Raw genomic sequence first — 16601 nt, forward strand, 5'->3', positions numbered from 1 at the left:
TGCAGTGAGTTTCCCTTCACTTTTCCAGGCTGCGCCATGATCAATATCGAAACGCCGACCTACTACTCGGCAACCAAGAAATACAACCTCAGCTTCCCCACCCTCGAACAGGACGTGGAAGCCGATGTGGTGGTGATTGGCGGCGGTTTCTCCGGCATCAACACCGCACTGGAACTCGCCGAAAAAGGCATCACCAACATTGTGGTGCTCGAAGCGCGCTACCTGGGTTTCGGCGGCACGGGTCGCAATGGCGGGCAGATCATGGCGGGGATCGGCCATGACCTGGAGAAAATCAAGAACCAGGTCGGCGACGAAGGCCTGCGCCAGATCTTTGAAATCAGCGAGCTGGGCGCCGGCATCATCAAGGATCGCATCGCCAAGTACGCGATCGACGCCGACTTCTGCCACGGCTACGGCTACATGGGCTTCAACGCCCGCCAGGAAAAAACCCTGCGCGCCTGGGAGAAGGACTTCAAGTCGATCAACACCAAGGACGAAATCCGCTTTATGGCGGGCTCCGAGGTCAAGCAGATCATTGGTTCCGACGCCTATACCAGCGCGCTGCTGCACATGGGCGGCGGGCATGTGCACTCGCTGAACCTGCTGCTGGGCGAAGCCAAGGCCCTGGCCGGCCACGGCGTGCGCATCTTTGAGCACAGCCCGGCCCTGGAAGTCAGTTATGGCGAACGCATCACCGTGCGCACCGGCCGAGGCTCGGTCAAAGCCTCCAAGTTGCTGTGGGCCTGCGACAGTTTTCTCAACAAGCTGGAACCGGAACTGCACAAGACCACCGTCAATACCTACGCCTTCCAGTTGATGACCGAACCGCTATCCGACGAGCTGATCAACCGCATCAGCCCGATACGCGGCGCCTACAGCGATATCCGCCCGGTGATCGACTACTACCGGGTCACCAACGAAAACCGCTTGCTGTTCGGTGCCGCCACGCCTTTCGTCGAGCACATCCCGCTGGACCTCAAGGCCTGGAACCGCAACCTGATGCTGAAGATTTTCCCCTACCTCAAGGACGTGAAGATCGACCTGGCGTGGGGCGGGCCGATGGCGACCGGGGCCAACCTGTTCCCGCAGATCGGCACGCTCAGCGGGCGTCCGAATGCCTTTTATGTGCAGGGCTACGCCGGCTTCGGGGTCACGCCCAGCCACATCATCTGCAAGGTCCTGGCCGAGGGCATGAGCGAAGGCTCGTCGCGCTACGACCTGATCAGCGCGGTCAAGCATGCGCAGATCCTGGGCAAGGACCATATCCGCCCGCTGCTGCTCACGGCCGGCAAAAGCCTTCATCAACTTTCGGGCTACTTCAACGGTCGCCGTTGAGCCCCACTGTTTCATTCACAGGAGAACTGCCATGCCCGTTACCCCCCTGAAGAAAGACATCCAACTATCGGACCTCGATGCCTGGGGCACCGTTGCCGACCTCGGCTCCGAGATCCTCGAGGGCGAAGTCAAAGCCTTTGGCAAAATGACCTTCGGCGCCCCGACCGACGCCGTCAGCAGCGCCTATTTCGGCACCACCCAAGGCAAGTTCCGCATGGTCTACCCGTTCGTCGAACAAGCCACGGTGGTCACCGGCGAAGTGGTGCTGACCGACGAAAGTACTGGCCAGAGCACCCGTTACAAGGCCGGCGACAGCTGGTTCGTGACCAAGGGCACGCCGGTGCTGTGGGAGGTGGTGAGCGAGAGTTTTGTGAAGCACTATTTCGCGGTAGTCTGATCGCTCCCCTCTGCCGGCTTCGGCCGGCAGCGTTTGTTCCGGCGCAGGTGACTGACCATGCACGCCATCCCCGCTCAGGAAGTCGCCGGCCATTGCCTGCAGGCTTTCACTCAACTGGTGCCCGCCAGCCAGGCAGCGTTCTATTGTGTCGACCGCCAGTTGCAGGCCCGTGATTTCAGGCTGCAAGGCATGAGCGGTGAGATGCACCGCGACTACCTCGACAACTACCGCCAATTCGACCCGTTGCAACCGCGCAATTGCCTGTCCAGCGGGCTGGCGGTGGTGCCGCTGGGGTTCGCCATGGCCCGCCAGCCCCTGCGTGACAGCCGCCGCTATCAAGACTTCCTGCAGCGCTACGGTGTGGTCGATGTGGTGGAGATCGTCGCCCATCGCGCCGACCAGCCCCAGGCGGCCATCTCCTTGCTGCGCACGGCGGAGCAAGGGGTGTTTACCCCCGACCAACTGGCTCAGCTCAATGCCTTGCAGGCATTGCTGCAAATGGCCGTGGCCAATATGCAGCCCTGCGACGATGCGCTGGCCGGGCTCACGCCCAAAGAGCGCGAGATTGCCTGGTTATTACGCCAGGGCGCGAGCAACAAGCAACTGGCCCTGGAGCTGGATGTCGGCCTGCCCACCATCAAGACCCACCTGATCCACCTGTTCCGCAAGATGGGTGTCAGCAGCCGTACCGAACTGGTCGCCGCGCTGTTTCTGTAAGCCGCCTCAACCCTTTGGTTGATAGGCGCGCCAGGTTGCCAACCGCATGATCCGGGGTGTCCATTCCCTCAACCGGAGCCATGCAATGACCACTTCATCCGACTGGATCACCGTAGGCGCCCTCGCCGACGGTTTTGCCCCCGACGCGTTTATCCTGCCCAACCTTGCCGACCTCAACGGCAAGGCCTTCACCCTGCACTTCGCCAACGGCTGGCAGATCGAGCATCGCTTCGACACCGAGCAGTTGCACTGGCACGCCGCCGACGGTCACTCCAGCGGTTCGGCCGCCTACCGCGCCACCTCGGTCCGCCCGGGCCTGTACCTGGTCGACTTCATCAAGCATGAAGCCGGCCAGGCTTGGTCCATCAGCCTGGTGCTGGACACCACCACATCGTCGTTCACCGCCGTGATCGGGCGCATGCCGGACCGCGAACAAACCGAGCAAGGCCTCTACAGCCGCGCCCTGGCCGGCAAGGCCCTGACCTCGGTGGACGTGGACTTCCTGCACGGCAGCCTGGATCAACCCTGGCAGCCGGGCCAATGCCCCCACGCGCCCACCCAGGAACTGACCGGCCTGCGCAACCTGTATCGCTACAGCCCCAGCGAAGTCTACGAGCACATCTACCTGAACGATCAGTTCTATGCCTGGCAATGCCTCAAGGGCGTGGAGCAAGGCCTGTGCGATACCGACCGCTGCCACTACTACAAGATCGCCGATCAGCTGTACCTGTTCGTCTGGCGCGAAAAGATCATCCCGACCCTCGGCCTGGTGCTGATCGACCTGCAACAGCACCGCAGCGACGGCAAGATCTTCGGCTATGCCGGCGCGTCGTTCGATGAGCTGTCGAACTTTCCAGTCAGCTCCTACTGCCAAGTGCTCAACCGCACGGAGTATCCCGATGCCTGATCCACGTACCGTTGTCATCACCGGTGCCGGCACGGGCATCGGTGCCGCCTGCGCGCGCTTGTACGCCGCCGAAGGCGCCAACCTGGTGCTCATCGGCCGTCGCCGCGAGCCGCTGGAGCAGGTTGCACAGGACACCGGCGGCCTGGTGCTGGTCGGCGATGCGGCCTGCCCGGCCACCTGGGAGGGTTTCGTTGCACAGATCGGTCAGCGCTACGGCCGCCTCGATGTGCTGCTGGCCTGCGCCGGCGGGCATGGCGTGGGCAGCGCCACCCAGACCAGCCCACACACCTGGGAGGCGGCCTTGCGCAGCAATCTGGACAGCGCGTTCTACAGCGCTCGCGCCTGCCTGCCGCTGCTGATCGAAAGCGCCGGCAATATCGTGCTGCTCGGTTCCATCGCCTCGCTGGCCGCCGGACCCGAAGTATGCGGCTACACCACCGCCAAGCATGCGCTGCTCGGGCTCAATCGCTCCCTGGCACGGGATTACGGGCCACGTGGCGTGCGCGTGAACGCGGTGTGTCCCGGCTGGGTTACCACGCCCATGGCCGACGAGGAAATGCAGCCGTTGATGAGCTTCCATGGCGACACCCTGCCGCAAGCCTATGCGCGCGTATGCGCCGACGTGCCGTTGCGGCGCCCCGCCAGCGCCGAGGAAATCGCCAAGGTATGCCGCTTCCTGGCCAGCCCGGATGCCGCGATCATCACCGGCGCCAGCGTGGTCGCCGATGGCGGTTCGAGCATTGTCGATGTACCCACGCTGGCTTACGCCCATATGGAGCGTGCACATGCCTGAAGACTTGGATTTCAGCGGCAAGACCGTGCTGGTCACCGGCGGCGCCCAGGGTATCGGCCAGGCCATCGTCGAGGCGTTCGCCTGGCGTGGCGCCCGCGTCATGATCGCCGACCTGCGCCTGGCACAAGCCCAGGCATTGGCCGAGGGCTTGCGTGCGCGCGGCTGCCGGGTCGAGGCCATCGCGCTGGACCTGGCCGAGGCGACGGCGGTGTTCGAAGGGATCAAGGGCATAGAGCTGGCCTGGGGCCGCCTGGATATCCTGGTGCACAACGCCGGCTACTTTCCGTTGACAGCGTTCGCCCAGATCACCCCGGCCATGCTTGAACGCACGCTGGCGGTCAACCTCTCGGCCCTGTTCTGGCTGACCCAGGCCGCCTTGCCGATGTTTCAACGGCAGGGCGGTGGCTGCGTGCTGGTCACCTCATCGGTCACCGGGCCACGGGTTGCCTACGCGGGGCTCAGCCACTATGCGGCGTCCAAGGCCGGGGTCAACGGTTTTATCCGCAATGCCGCGCTGGAGCTGGCGCCTTACCAGGTGCGCGTCAACGGCGTCGAGCCAGGGATGATTGCCACGCCGGCCATGGATAACCTGGGCGACAGCCAGGTCAATGCCGACATCGCCAGCCGCGTGCCCCTGGGACGCCTCGGTGCCGCTCAGGATATTGCCGGGGCCATGCTGTTCCTGGCCTCCGACCTGGCGACCTACATCACCGGGCAGACCATCGTGGTGGACGGCGGCTCGACGCTGCCTGAGGTGAAATGACCTCTGTCGGGATGTAAACCGGATCAAATCTGGGAGGGGCGGTGTATCCGCTGAATAGCGCTCGCCCCTTCAAGCAGCGACAGTGAATCACTGAACACCCGCGACAACGCCGCAAGCCGCTTGACGTAACCCTGGGGCGTCGAATAGATCAGCTCCACATGCAGGCTGTCGACGATACCCAGGTAAGCGTCACAAAACACCTCAAGCGCCTCAGGTCGTACCATCCTGTACCGCCCTTGCGCGGCACGCTGGAAATCCTCGCGAATGCTCGCCAGGTAGCCCTCAAATCCTGCCGTAATCACGCTGCGAATATCCGCCGGCGGAAAGTAGGCCGTGCGCAACAGAAAGCGCAGGTGCGCCGACCCTGCATAGCGCCCGCTCAACCGTTCAAGGTGCAATTGCCCTGGCACGCCGGGGTGGACGGTCTCTTCCTTGAAGCACTGCGCGATGTACTGATGCTCATGGGCCAGGGCAATCTCGAAGACCGTCTGAAACAGCGCGTCCTTGCTGACAAAGTGCGCGTACAGCGAGGCCTTGCGCATGCCCGCCCCGACCGCGATTTCGTTCAGCGATGAAGCGTCGTAGCCGTAAGCGGCAAAGTGTTCGACCGCGACTGCGCAAATGTTATGGGCCGACAGGGTGAGCGGTTTCATTGATCCATCGATACCCTATGCCGCACCGGCCGCTTGCTGCAGATGAGTGGAACGAAAATCCTTGGGCGACAGCTCGAATTGCTTCTTGAACGAGCGGCTGAAGTGCGCGGAATCGGTGAAACCCCACTTGTAGGCAATCGAGGTGATCGACTCGCTCTTGAGGAACGGGTTGGTCAAGTCGTCCGCGCTGCGTTTGAGCCGCGCACGCTGGATGTAGCGGCAGACGCTGTCGTCCTGTTCTTCAAACAAGCGGTACAAATGCCGCACCGAGATGTTCAAGCGACTGGCCAGGCCCACCGGGCTCAGGCCGGGTTGGGTCAGGGACTCATCGATGACTTTCTGTACATAACTGCGCAGGTTACTGCCGTGCAAGGATGTGGCGCTGTCGCCTGGGGCGTCATGCAGTTCAAAGGCTGACCCGAGCAGCGAAACAAACGCCGCTTGCAGCGCCTCGGCCTCTTCAATCGAATCCTGACCCTCCAGGCCCTCGCGGCACAGCTGGTCCATCAACACGTGGAGCATGCGCCCGCAGGCCTTGCTCGAAGAGATCTTGCCGAAGGTTTTCGAGGCGCTGCCCAGCTGCTTGCACACTTCATTGCGCGAGAGTGACAGCGAGGCATGTTCGATAAGGCCAAAAGGGCTGATCTCGATCGAACCCGTGGAGTCCATCAGCAGCATATCGCCGGGGGCCAATTGAATGACCTGGCCGTTCTGGGTGATCTGGCAATAGCCACTGCGCTGGCTGACCAGGAAGCAATGCTGGTCCATATCGTGATCGGCATTGGGTCGCTCGCGTTTGATCAGGCCGGCGTTGGTGCGCAGGTTGGCCAGTGACAGGCCGCCCCGGGAGTGCTTGGACACTTCACCGATGAACAGTGAGCGGTTGAAGGCCAGTTCCGTGTCGAAATGGCCGCAGGCCGCTCGCAGATCCCGAGTCCAGGTTTCCAACCCATAGTGCGCAGACTGATAGGTGCTCATGGCATCTCCACAATGGTTTCTTGTTTTTGTCGGCCAATAGTTAACATGTTATCTATATAGGCGCAACAAGTCCGTGATACCGACTGTAGAAGCACTAATGATGCCAATTCCTCGACTCAGAGCGCGCCCAATACCCGCTGCAAACCCGCCAGTACCGTGAGCAGCCCGGCACGCTGCGCGCCGCTCAAGGGGATATAGCGCCGGAACGCCGGCATGCGGTTGACCACCTCGCTGCCGCCCATGTGTTCAAGCCGTACCTGCCATTGCTGCCCGCTCAAATCGAGGTGCAGGCGCTTGAAGTCCAGCCCCATCAACGCTTGATGCAGGTCGGAGTCATCGTTCAAGGCCGCCTGGAGCCTGGCCAGCAAATCCGGCGCGCCCGCCCGTTGCCGGCAGGCCAGCCCCGTGCGTCGGATCGACCCGCTGTGGTGCAGTTCAAAGCGCGCACTGCCCTGCTCTGAGGCGGGCACCGTGAACCTGAATTCGGTCATCACCAGGTGCATCAGCAATTGCGCTTCGGTGCGCTCGGCCACGTCGACCTGAAGGCCGATGTCGTCCAGGCAAAACCTTGCCTGGGCTGGCCCCGTCGAGGTGAAACTCGCCAGCCCGAGGTTGCGCCGCACGTACTCAAGCGTGACCCCAGGCCGGTAACCGGACGGGGCCCGTTGGGCGCTGAACAGATCAGACAGCTTTTGCAGCCTGCTCGAGATAAGGGTTGTGAGGGTTGCCAGGCTCATGGGAAAACTCCTTGGCCAGCACTTCTTCTACCGAAGCCGGCTTGAATGGATTGACCTTCTGTACCACCAGTGTCCAGAACAGCGCGTATGAAGCTGTGATCCCGAGCATCACCCCGAACGGCACATAAATGTCCGCAGGGTTCATGCCCGGCGGGGTAATGAACCACATGCCCAGCAAGATGCCGACGCTGGAAAGGATCTGTGGCACCGGGAAGAACGGCGAACGATAGGCCCGTGGCAGGTCCGGACGACGAATGCGCAGGATCACCACCGACAGCGTCACCAGCAGGTAAGAGAAACTCCACGCACACACCGCCGCCAGCACCAGGTGCATGATGTTGTCGGTGTTGCCGCCCAACCACAGGGCATACAGGCACGGAATCAGCATCGCCACCAGGATGCACAGCAGCGGCGTCTTGAAGCGCGGGTGCAAATAAGTGAAGACCTTGGGCAACGCGCCGTCCACCGCCATGCCGTAGAGAATCCTCGGCACGCCCGCCATCAGCGTGTTGATGGTGGCGGCACCGGCGAACAGGAAGCCGATCCCCAGCCACAGCGGGCCAATATCACCCATGACCTGCTCGGCGAACCGCGGGATCGCCATGGGCGTATCGAGCAGGTGCACGCCGGTGGCGGCATCCAGCACCACGTTTTCCACCTGGCGCTTCATCGCCGCGCCATAGATGAACATGCAGGTCGCCACGCTCAACAAGCCGAAAATCATGGCCTTGGGCATGACCTTGGCCGAGTTGCGCAGGTCCGGGGCCAACGGCGTGACGAACTCGCAACCGACGAACATGAACATGGCCATGCCCACCAGCGACAGAATGGTGACCAGGTCGGTACCCACCAGCGACACGCCGAACCAGCCCTCCAGTTGCACCGCCGGTGCGGCGATCAGGCCGAGCACGCCGAACACCATCAGGGTGGTCCACATGCCGAAGGTCAGGATGATCTCGGCCCTGCCGAAGGCGCTGACGCCAAAGGCATTGAGAATGCCGAACACCACGACAAACCCCACCCCCAGCAACCAGGAGCCACCGGCGGACTCTGCCAGGGTGTTGAGGTGTTCGAAGTTCACCAGGGCCATGACTCCGGACAGAATCGTCTCGGCCGTGCCGGCGAACACGTGCACGATCAGGTACGCCGACAGGGTGCCGGTGATCGCAAAGAAACGGCCCATGCCGCAATTGATGTAGTCGTAGACCGAGCCGGTGGTCGGCAGGATCGAGGCGGCCTCGGCGAAGGTGGTCGCCTGGGCCAGCATCATCACCGCCGCAATCAGCATGGCCACCGCGAAGGCGCTGCCGCCGATACCGAAGCCCATGGTCGCGGTGAGAATCACCGGGCTGGCCATGATCAGGCCAATGGTGCTGGCCAGCGCAGTCGGAAACCCGACGCTGCCGCGTTTCAAATGCTGTGTGAGCCGGTCATTGATCGACATGGTGCGGATCCTCGAAAGCGGATTTCTGAGTGGATGCATCGAGCCGTTCAAGGAGCCGGCGACAAAGCCCTCCCCAGCCAGTCCCTGATCGAAACGGCATCGTGCGCAAAATCACTGTGCACTTCCCGAGCACCGAGCGTCTTGCCCATGTCTGCCGTGGCTTTTGTTGCTGCCTGCCAAGGCATACGGCTTGGCGGGCAGGATCAATTACGTGGCAGGCAGGTGAAAGACTTCCTCCGCCTGGGGTCATCTTAATGCGCCCTCGACTTAACCAAGCTGGGGACTATAACAATGGAGCACACCTTGAAAATACGCACGCAATCCTTGGCCGTCGGTCTGGGTATCGCGCTGTTGATCGGCCATTCGCCAGCCCGGGCGTATGAGCTGTATGCCGACGAGGACACCCACCTGAATGCGGACTTCCTGGCGGTGTACGGCCTGTTCAACAGCCGCCACAACTACGACGGTACAGCGGGCGGCTCGACCTGGCGCGAGGGTTTCATCAAGTACGGGGTGAGCGGCGACCAGGGCCTGGCCGGGTACGGCAGCGGCTATGGCGCGCTCAATTGGGTCAGCTCGGGCACCTGGGGCGACGGCGATGCGGGCGGCAACACCGTGGGGTCGGAGCGCACCACGAAAATCGAAGACGCCTACCTCGGGTGGCGCTCGGCCGACCTGTTCCCGGCACTGGGCAAGGACGGGGTGGATGTTTCCGTGGGCCGCCAGGTAGTCAAGCTCGGCCGCGGTTTCCTGATCAACGACGACGGTCCCAACCTGGGTAAGGGTCCGGCTGACGGCGCGTTGAATCGCGGGGGCGGCTTCTACCTCGGGGCACGGCACGCCTTCGACCGTACGGCGGTGCTGCGCCTGGGCGGGCAAGAGGGCCTGCACGGTTCGGTGCTGTGGCTCAAGTCGGACAACCGCGCCCAGGCCGAAACCGAACTGGCGGCGGGCACCCTCGACTACACGGCCGCAGCCGGTACGCTGGGGTTGACCTGGGTGCGCGGCATGGGCGTCACCGACCAATGGGCCAACGACGTCCAGAAGCAGCGTGACGGCCTCAATACCTACAGCCTGCGCGGCGAAGGCAGTGCGGGCATCGACAACGCCAGTTTCGCCTTCGAATACGCCTGGCAGGACAAAGACACCGGGCCGGAAAAAGCCTGGTACGGTGAAGCCGGCTACACCTTCGCCGATGTCAGTTGGGCACCGAAGCTGACCTATCGCTACACGCGCTATTCGCAAAAATGGGACCCGCTGTTCACCGGGCTCAGCACCGGCTACGGTACCTGGGTCCAGGGTGAAGTCGCCGGCAATTACGCCGGCCCATTCAACAGCAACACCGGTATTCACCACATCGGCCTCAAGGCGACTCCGCTGGAAAACCTGACGATTGCCGCGCTGTACTTCGACTTCAATACCCTGCGCAAACACGATGCGCTGAACCTCGACGCCCGGGAGCTGGACCTGTATGTGGAATGGGCAGTCAACAGCCACCTGATCATCAGCCCGCTGGTAGGCATCTACCAACCCAAGAAGGATGCCGACACCGGCGGTAACCAAGTGGGTGGCAACGGCACCAACCTCTACAGCCAGCTGACCGTGGCCGTGCCTTTCTGAGGCCATTGAGGTGCTGCGCAGTCACTTGCGCCCGTCGGGCCGCAGGCGTCCTGCGCAGCCCGCTCGCCACAGAGGGCCCAGTTTGCTACGCGACAGCGCTACGTCGAAGAAGCAGTGCGGTCTCCCTCACCACAGGTACGGGGGATGATCCTTGATTCAGGCAATCAGCAGTGGCTGATCAGTCCCTTCAACACCGTCTTGAAGGTGTCGATCTGGTCCTGGCTGAACTCGGCGAAGACCTTGTCCTGCTGTTCCCGTGCAATGGCCCAGAGGTCTTCGGTCTGTTCGATACCCGCCGCGGTCAGGCGCACGCCGTGCTCGTCGTCATCGACCAGCCCCTTGCGCTTGAGGTTGGCCACGGCGTCGTCGATTTCCCGCACCGGCATCGCCACTTCCCGCAGCAGGTCGCCAGCGCTCAGGCGGGCATCGTTCTCCAGCACCATCAGCATCCGCGCCTCGCTGGTGCGCAGGCCGGTGGACAGTTGCCGGGGCTGGTAGCTGGACTGGTAAGCGCGAACCGCCTGGGTCATCAGGTAATACAGGTTATGGCTCAGGCGCCCCTGGAAGTGGCTGCTCGGCGGTTGGCTTTCGTCGCGCCTGGTCATGCGCGTGTGGGGCAGGACCATGGAGTAGGCGCCCTGGTGGTAGAGCAGCGGCGAGCGCCCGAAATCGTCGAAGGCCACCACCTTGCCGATCATGATCCAGTGATCGCCGCCATCCACCTGCTGGTATTTCTCGCAGTGAAAACGTGCCGCACAATCGGCGAACACCGGCGCCCCGCCCTCCCCCGGTGCATAGGCGATCTCGGCGAAGCGGTCGTCCTTGGGCCGGGCAAAATTGTTCGAGAGGTCGATCTGGTCCGCCGCCAGCACGTTGACCGCGAAGTGGCTGGCCTCCTCGAACACCCCGTGGCTGCTGGAGCGTTTGTCGATGCTCCACAGCACCAGCGGTGGGTCCAGGGACACCGAGTTGAAGCTGTTGGCGGTAACGCCCACCTTGCGGCCGGAGGCGTCGGCGGCGGTGACCACGGTCACGCCCGTGGCAAAGTTGCCCAGGGCCCGGCGAAAGGCGCGTGGGTCGAAGGTCGATTCAGACATGCAAGACTCCCGGGCTGCGTCAGGCGCAGCCCTGATTGTTGTTTTCAAAAGCAGCTTCAGATCATGCTCGGATCGGGCTCCAGGCCCATCAACTCGCGGCCGAGGATCTGTGCACAGACGTCGTAGTCGGTGTAGGCATGGGCGCCGGTCATGTGCGAGTCGCGGAACAGGCGCTGCATCTCGTTGTGCTCGAACCAGGCGTTGCCGCCGGCGGCTTCGAACAGACGGTCCACCGCCTGGATGCACATCTTGGTCGCGTAGGCCTGGTTGGTGCGCCAGAACGCCAGGGTCTCGCGGCTTGGGTAGCGCTGCTGTTCACTGTGTTCGGCGTGTTCGTCCCAGGTTTTCTCGAGGAAGGCGCGCGCGGCGGCCACCTGGTGCGTCGACTCGGCCAGGCGCATCAACGCCGGGGTCGCGGCCCCGACTGCCGCGCCGGTGTAGGCGCGCACGCGGGTCCTGGTCTTTTCGCGGAACACCTCGAGCATCCGCTCGGCGACGCCCAGGCTGACGGTGGAAAAGCCACTGGCAAAATACGGCCGGTACGGTGAGTAGAAAATCCTGCTGTGGGGGTACAGCCCAAAGCCGGCGGACTTGCCTTCCATCATGTCCTTGGCTTTCTGGATGCGGTGTTCCGGCACCCAGGCCTTGTCGATGATCAAGGTCTTGGTGCCGCTGCCCTTCATGCCGGCGGCAAACCAGTCATCGCGGATCTGGTAGTCACTGCGCGGCAGCACCGCGAAGCAGTAATCCTGGGTGCCCTGGGGGTTGTTGCGGCGGAAACCCACGATCGCCCACTCGGCGTGATCACAGCCGCTGCTCCAACCCATTTCTCCGCTGAACAGCACGCCGCCCTCGACTTCCTCGGTGCGCCCGAACGGCGCGATGCTGCTGCTGGCCGTGGCATCCGGGTCAGCGCCCCAGACCTCCTGCTGCAATTGGGCCGAGAACAGTGCCAATTGATGGCTGTGGGTACACAACAGGCTCATGGCCCAGGCCGTGCTGGCGCAGGCCCCGGCGAGCAAGGCGATGCAGTCGGCAAACTGCGGCAGCGACAACTCCATGCCGCCGAACACTTTCGGCTGAAACACACGGTGCATGCCGATGCTCTTGAGCAGCGCAATATTCTCGGCGGGCACCTGGCGGTCCTGCTCGGCCACGAAGGCATTGGCGGCGATGGTCGGCAGGATGGACTTGAGGTCTTCAAGGAGCGGGTTTGGCTTTTTCATGGATGGCCCTGCTTATTATTGGATGTCCGGGCAACGCCGTAAATCGAGGCGTGGCGCCGGATGCAGGGCCAGTATGGAGCTTGCCTTCCTGGCAGGACATGCACCTTCCAGAGTCAAGATTGTACTTTTCAAAGGCTCAGGCTGATCCGTCGTGCACAGGCGCTGGCAGCCACAGACATGCCACTGGGCAGCCACAGTCAAGCCCGTTCCGGCCACTGGGATTAACCTCGGGCTTTTCAATCTCTGCCACCAGGAAAAACCCCATGAGCGATATTCCACTGCTGCCCCAGGTTGAAGCCTTTCTCCGTCGAACCCATGGGTTGTTCATTGACGGTGGCTACGTCGAGAGCCATTCCAGCCAGCGGTTGGAGGTGATCAACCCGGCCACCGGCCAGGTCATCGCCGATGTCGCCGACGCCGACCCGGCCGACATTGACGCGGCCGTGGCGTCCGCGAGCCGCGGCTTCAAACAGTGGTCGCAGGTCGCACCGGCGGTGCGCGGCAATGTACTGCTCAAGCTGGCCGACCTGCTGGAGCAACACCGCGAAGAACTGGCACAGATCGAAACCTGCCAGTCAGGCAAGATCATCCAGATTTCCCGCGCCTTCGAAGTCGACCAGGCCGCGCACTTCCTGCGTTACTACGCCGGCTGGGCCACCAAGATCAGCGGCCAGACCATTACCCCATCGTTGCCCTCCTTCGCCGGCGAGCGCTACACCGCGTTCACCCTGCGCGAGCCGGTCGGAGTGGTGGTCGGCATCGTGCCGTGGAATTTCTCGACCATGATCGCCATCTGGAAACTCGCCTCGGCGCTGGTGACCGGTTGCAGCATCATCATCAAGCCCAGCGAGTTCACGCCGCTGACCATCCTGCGCATCGCCGAACTGGCGATTGCCGCCGGCCTTCCCGCCGGCGCGCTGAACATCTTGACCGGCGGCGGCAGCGTCGGCAAAGGCCTGATCGAACACCCCGGCACCGACAAGGTGTCGTTTACCGGCTCCGTGCCGACCGGGATTGCGGTGGGCCAGAGTGCCATGGGCGCCGGGCTGACCCGCGCCACCCTTGAGCTGGGCGGCAAGAACTCGGCCGGGTTCCTGCCCGATGTGGACCTGGACAAGGCCGTCAACGGCATCATCGAAGCAGGCTTTTTGCACTCCGGGCAAATCTGCGCCGCCGCCGAACGCTTCTTTGTGCATCGTTCGCAGATCGAAACGGTGATGGGCAAACTGGCCCAGCGCCTGAGCACGCTGAACATCGGCTCGCCCCTGGACGAGCGCACCGAATTCGGCCCCGTAACCAACCGCCAGCACCAACTCAAACTCGGCGAGTTCTTCGCCAAGGCCCGTGCCGAAAACAACCGCATCATTCACGGTGGCAACCTGATCGACCGTCCGGGCTGTTACGTCGAGCCGACGATCATCCTCGCCAACGGCGTCAACGACACCCTGCTCAACGAAGAGACCTTCGGCCCCATTGCCACATTCTTGCCGTACGATAGCGAAGAGGAACTGCTGGCCTTGATGAACAACACCCCCTACGGCTTGAGCGCCAGCCTGTGGACCAACGACCTGGGCAAGGCCCTGCGCATGGTGCCCGCCATCGAGGCCGGCACGGTGTGGGTGAACATGCACACGATGCTTGACCCGGCGGTGCCGTTTGGCGGCAACAAGTCCTCGGGGATAGGCCGGGAGTTCGGCAGCGCCTTCATCGAGGACTACACCGAGTTGAAGTCGGTGATGATTCGCTACTGAATCCAATCATTGGATCCATTGACATGTTATCGTCCGATAATCGCCCAATAAAACAGCCATAACAGATTGACTCTCCATCAGGCCAGCCATTTAATGGATCCATTAAATAAAAACAATCCGCCGCCTGGAGAGTCATCATGTACCCCAAGAACACTTGGTATGTCGCCTGCACCCCCGATGAAATCGCACACAAGCCCCTGGGTCGACAGATCTGCGGCGAAAAGATGGTGTTTTATCGTGGCCAGGAAGGCGCCGTGGTGGCGGTCGAGGACTTCTGCCCCCATCGCGGCGCGCCGCTTTCACTGGGGTATGTCGAGAACGGCAACCTCGTCTGCGGCTATCACGGCCTGGTCATGGGCGGCGACGGCAAGACCGTGGAAATGCCCGGCCAGCGGGTACGTGGTTTTCCGTGCAACAAGACCTTTGCCGCCGTTGAGCGCTACGGCTTCATCTGGGTGTGGCCCGGCGATCAGGCCCAGGCCGACCCGGCGCTGATCCACCACCTGGAATGGGCCGTGAGTGACCAGTGGGCCTATGGCGGCGGGCTGTTTGACATCCAGTGCGACTACCGCCTGATGATCGACAACCTGATGGACCTGACCCACGAAACCTATGTGCACTCCTCCAGCATCGGCCAGAAGGAAATCGACGAGGCACCGCCCGTGACCACGGTGGACGGCGATGAAGTGGTCACCGCCCGGCACATGGAAAACATCATGGCCCCGCCGTTCTGGCGCATGGCCCTGCGCGGTAATAATCTCGCCGATGACGTGCCGGTGGACCGCTGGCAGATCTGCCGCTTCACCCCGCCCAGCCATGTGCTGATCGAAGTCGGCGTGGCCCACGCCGGCAAAGGTGGCTATAACGCCGCCCCCGAACACAAGGCCGCGAGCATCGTGGTCGACTTCATCACCCCGCAAACCGACACCTCGATCTGGTACTTCTGGGGCATGGCGCGCAACTTCAACCCCCACGATGAGGCACTGACCGCAAGCATTCGCGAGGGCCAGGGCAAGATTTTCAGCGAGGACCTGGAGATGCTCGAACGCCAGCAACAGAACCTGCTGGCCCACCCGCAACGCAACCTGCTCAAGTTGAATATCGACGCGGGTGGCGTGCAATCGCGCAAGATCCTGGAGCGACTGATTGCCAAGGAACGCGCCCTCGAACCGCAACTGATCGCCACCACCACCGCCTGAACAGCGCGACAACTTTGCGAGGACTGAACATGATCGATGTGGTGGTGGTATCCCGTAACAACGAAGCCCAGGACATTTGCAGCTATGAACTGGCCAGTGTCGATGGCCAGCCGCTGCCGGCCTTCAGTGCCGGCGCGCATATTGACGTGCACCTGCCCGATGGGGTGATCCGGCAATATTCCCTGTGCAATCACCCCGAAGAACGTCATCGCTACCTGATCGGCGTGCTCAAGGACCCGGCGTCCCGGGGCGGCTCGCGCAGCCTGCACGAGCAGGTTCACGAGGGCGCCCGCCTGACCATCAGCGAACCACGCAACCTGTTTCCCCTGGCCGACAACGCGCGACGCAGCCTGCTGTTTGCCGGCGGCATCGGCATCACCCCGATCCTGTGCATGGCCGAGCGCCTGGCCCATGTGGGTGCCGACTTCGAACTGCATTACTGCGCCCGCGCCAGTGAGCGTGCGGCGTTTGTGCAGCGGCTCAAGGCGTCGCCGTTTGCCGCGCGGGTGTTCCTGCATTTCGATGAGCAGCCGCACACGGCCTTGAATGCTGCCCAGGTACTGGCGGCGCCCGCAGACGACGTGCACCTGTATGTCTGCGGCCCCGGCGGGTTCATGCAGCATGTGCTCGACAGCGCACGCGCGCAGGGCTGGCAGGAAGACTGCCTGCACCGCGAATACTTCAGCGCGGCACCGGTGGACAGCAGCCTCGACGGCGGCTTTTCGGTAAAGCTCGGCAGCAGCGGCCAGGTCTTTGAAATTCCCGCCGACAAGACCGTGGTCCAGGTCCTGGAAAGCCACGGCATAGAGATTGCCGTGTCCTGCGAACAGGGGATTTGCGGCACCTGCCTGACCCGTGTGCTGGAGGGCATACCGGAGCACCGCGACCTGTTCCTCACCGAGCAGGAACAGGCCCTGAATGACCAGTTCACGCCCTGCTGTTCACGCGCGAAGACCCCGTTGCTGGTGCTCGATATCTGACAGG

16 protein-coding genes are annotated in these 16601 nt (G+C 62.9%); 10 read left to right on the plus strand and 6 right to left on the minus strand.

Translation table 11 applies throughout. The features are described from left to right. Positions 1–36: 36 nt before the first annotated feature. The 6 genes from BM416_RS13140 (at position 37) to BM416_RS13165 (ending at position 4912) form a co-directional block, all read left to right on the plus strand. Complete coding sequence (locus BM416_RS13140) at positions 37–1335, plus strand: NAD(P)/FAD-dependent oxidoreductase (protein WP_027603486.1); 1299 nt, start codon at positions 37–39, stop codon at positions 1333–1335. A 31-nt stretch (positions 1336–1366) separates the two neighbouring features. Further along, a complete protein-coding gene (locus BM416_RS13145; RefSeq protein WP_092488331.1) occupies positions 1367–1732 on the plus strand; it encodes a cupin domain-containing protein in 366 nt (121 codons plus the stop codon). Between the two features lie 57 nt (positions 1733–1789). After that, on the plus strand, positions 1790–2449 hold the full coding sequence (locus BM416_RS13150; RefSeq protein WP_092488332.1) for a response regulator transcription factor: 660 nt from the start codon (positions 1790–1792) through the stop codon (positions 2447–2449). Between the two features lie 85 nt (positions 2450–2534). After that, positions 2535–3356 (plus strand): molybdenum cofactor biosynthesis F family protein, encoded by an 822-nt coding sequence (locus tag BM416_RS13155; RefSeq protein ID WP_065923951.1) that lies wholly within the window; start codon positions 2535–2537, stop codon positions 3354–3356. After that, a complete protein-coding gene (locus BM416_RS13160) occupies positions 3349–4149 on the plus strand; it encodes an SDR family NAD(P)-dependent oxidoreductase (protein WP_092488333.1) in 801 nt (266 codons plus the stop codon). The genes BM416_RS13155 and BM416_RS13160 overlap by 8 nt, the downstream gene beginning before the upstream one ends. Next, the gene (locus tag BM416_RS13165) at positions 4142–4912 is read left to right on the plus strand and encodes an SDR family oxidoreductase (protein WP_092488334.1); all 771 of its coding nucleotides are present in this window, start codon (positions 4142–4144) and stop codon (positions 4910–4912) included. The genes BM416_RS13160 and BM416_RS13165 overlap by 8 nt, the downstream gene beginning before the upstream one ends. A 23-nt stretch (positions 4913–4935) precedes the next feature. On the opposite strand, the gene BM416_RS13170 is transcribed toward BM416_RS13165, so the two are convergent. From BM416_RS13170 to BM416_RS13185, 4 genes are all read right to left on the minus strand, one after another. Further along, complete coding sequence (locus tag BM416_RS13170; protein WP_092488335.1) at positions 4936–5565, minus strand: TetR/AcrR family transcriptional regulator; 630 nt, start codon at positions 5563–5565, stop codon at positions 4936–4938. A 15-nt stretch (positions 5566–5580) separates the two neighbouring features. Further along, positions 5581–6543, minus strand: a complete 963-nt coding sequence (gene feaR, locus BM416_RS13175; protein ID WP_092488336.1) for a transcriptional regulator FeaR — start codon at positions 6541–6543, stop codon at positions 5581–5583. 116 nt (positions 6544–6659) lie between these two features. Further along, positions 6660–7280, minus strand: coding sequence for a DUF3156 family protein (locus tag BM416_RS13180; protein WP_092488337.1), 621 nt, complete (start codon positions 7278–7280; stop codon positions 6660–6662). Next, the gene (locus BM416_RS13185; RefSeq protein WP_092488338.1) at positions 7225–8724 is read right to left on the minus strand and encodes an APC family permease; all 1500 of its coding nucleotides are present in this window, start codon (positions 8722–8724) and stop codon (positions 7225–7227) included. Before BM416_RS13185 ends, BM416_RS13180 begins: the two co-directional genes overlap by 56 nt. 291 nt (positions 8725–9015) lie before the next feature. Here BM416_RS13185 and BM416_RS13190 point away from each other — a divergent pair, with 291 nt between their 5' ends. After that, a complete protein-coding gene (locus BM416_RS13190; protein WP_092488339.1) occupies positions 9016–10344 on the plus strand; it encodes an alginate export family protein in 1329 nt (442 codons plus the stop codon). A gap of 164 nt (positions 10345–10508) precedes the next feature. On the opposite strand, the gene BM416_RS13195 is transcribed toward BM416_RS13190, so the two are convergent. Beyond that, entirely contained in the window at positions 10509–11441 is a 933-nt protein-coding gene (locus tag BM416_RS13195) for a p-hydroxyphenylacetate 3-hydroxylase reductase component (protein WP_092488340.1), read from the minus strand. 56 nt (positions 11442–11497) lie between these two features. Then, entirely contained in the window at positions 11498–12667 is a 1170-nt protein-coding gene (locus tag BM416_RS13200) for a p-hydroxyphenylacetate 3-hydroxylase oxygenase component (RefSeq protein ID WP_092488341.1), read from the minus strand. Positions 12668–12930: 263 nt separating this feature from the next. On the opposite strand from BM416_RS13200, the gene BM416_RS13205 reads away from it, so the two are divergent. From BM416_RS13205 to BM416_RS13215, 3 genes are all read left to right on the plus strand, one after another. Beyond that, positions 12931–14418 (plus strand): aldehyde dehydrogenase family protein, encoded by a 1488-nt coding sequence (locus tag BM416_RS13205; RefSeq protein ID WP_092488342.1) that lies wholly within the window; start codon positions 12931–12933, stop codon positions 14416–14418. A 137-nt stretch (positions 14419–14555) separates the two neighbouring features. Then, entirely contained in the window at positions 14556–15617 is a 1062-nt protein-coding gene (locus BM416_RS13210; protein ID WP_092488343.1) for an aromatic ring-hydroxylating oxygenase subunit alpha, read from the plus strand. A gap of 29 nt (positions 15618–15646) precedes the next feature. Next, entirely contained in the window at positions 15647–16597 is a 951-nt protein-coding gene (locus BM416_RS13215) for a PDR/VanB family oxidoreductase (RefSeq protein WP_092488344.1), read from the plus strand. Positions 16598–16601 lie beyond the last annotated feature (4 nt).

It is taken from the genome of Pseudomonas sp. NFACC42-2, from assembly GCF_900116055.1.
GTDB lineage: Bacteria > Pseudomonadota > Gammaproteobacteria > Pseudomonadales > Pseudomonadaceae > Aquipseudomonas > Aquipseudomonas marginalis.

Bases quoted from the DNA above. Each gene is read 5' to 3' on its own strand.
- BM416_RS13140 (WP_027603486.1), top strand. From the start codon at position 37: ATGATCAATATCGAAACGCCGACCTACTACTCGGCAACCAAGAAATAC.
- BM416_RS13145 (WP_092488331.1), top strand. From the start codon at position 1,367: ATGCCCGTTACCCCCCTGAAGAAAGACATCCAACTATCGGACCTCGAT.
- BM416_RS13150 (WP_092488332.1), top strand. From the start codon at position 1,790: ATGCACGCCATCCCCGCTCAGGAAGTCGCCGGCCATTGCCTGCAGGCT.
- BM416_RS13155 (WP_065923951.1), top strand. From the start codon at position 2,535: ATGACCACTTCATCCGACTGGATCACCGTAGGCGCCCTCGCCGACGGT.
- BM416_RS13160 (WP_092488333.1), top strand. From the start codon at position 3,349: ATGCCTGATCCACGTACCGTTGTCATCACCGGTGCCGGCACGGGCATC.
- BM416_RS13165 (WP_092488334.1), top strand. From the start codon at position 4,142: ATGCCTGAAGACTTGGATTTCAGCGGCAAGACCGTGCTGGTCACCGGC.
- BM416_RS13170 (WP_092488335.1), bottom strand. From the start codon at position 5,565: ATGAAACCGCTCACCCTGTCGGCCCATAACATTTGCGCAGTCGCGGTC.
- feaR (WP_092488336.1), bottom strand. From the start codon at position 6,543: ATGAGCACCTATCAGTCTGCGCACTATGGGTTGGAAACCTGGACTCGG.
- BM416_RS13180 (WP_092488337.1), bottom strand. From the start codon at position 7,280: ATGAGCCTGGCAACCCTCACAACCCTTATCTCGAGCAGGCTGCAAAAG.
- BM416_RS13185 (WP_092488338.1), bottom strand. From the start codon at position 8,724: ATGTCGATCAATGACCGGCTCACACAGCATTTGAAACGCGGCAGCGTC.
- BM416_RS13190 (WP_092488339.1), top strand. From the start codon at position 9,016: ATGGAGCACACCTTGAAAATACGCACGCAATCCTTGGCCGTCGGTCTG.
- BM416_RS13195 (WP_092488340.1), bottom strand. From the start codon at position 11,441: ATGTCTGAATCGACCTTCGACCCACGCGCCTTTCGCCGGGCCCTGGGC.
- BM416_RS13200 (WP_092488341.1), bottom strand. From the start codon at position 12,667: ATGAAAAAGCCAAACCCGCTCCTTGAAGACCTCAAGTCCATCCTGCCG.
- BM416_RS13205 (WP_092488342.1), top strand. From the start codon at position 12,931: ATGAGCGATATTCCACTGCTGCCCCAGGTTGAAGCCTTTCTCCGTCGA.
- BM416_RS13210 (WP_092488343.1), top strand. From the start codon at position 14,556: ATGTACCCCAAGAACACTTGGTATGTCGCCTGCACCCCCGATGAAATC.
- BM416_RS13215 (WP_092488344.1), top strand. From the start codon at position 15,647: ATGATCGATGTGGTGGTGGTATCCCGTAACAACGAAGCCCAGGACATT.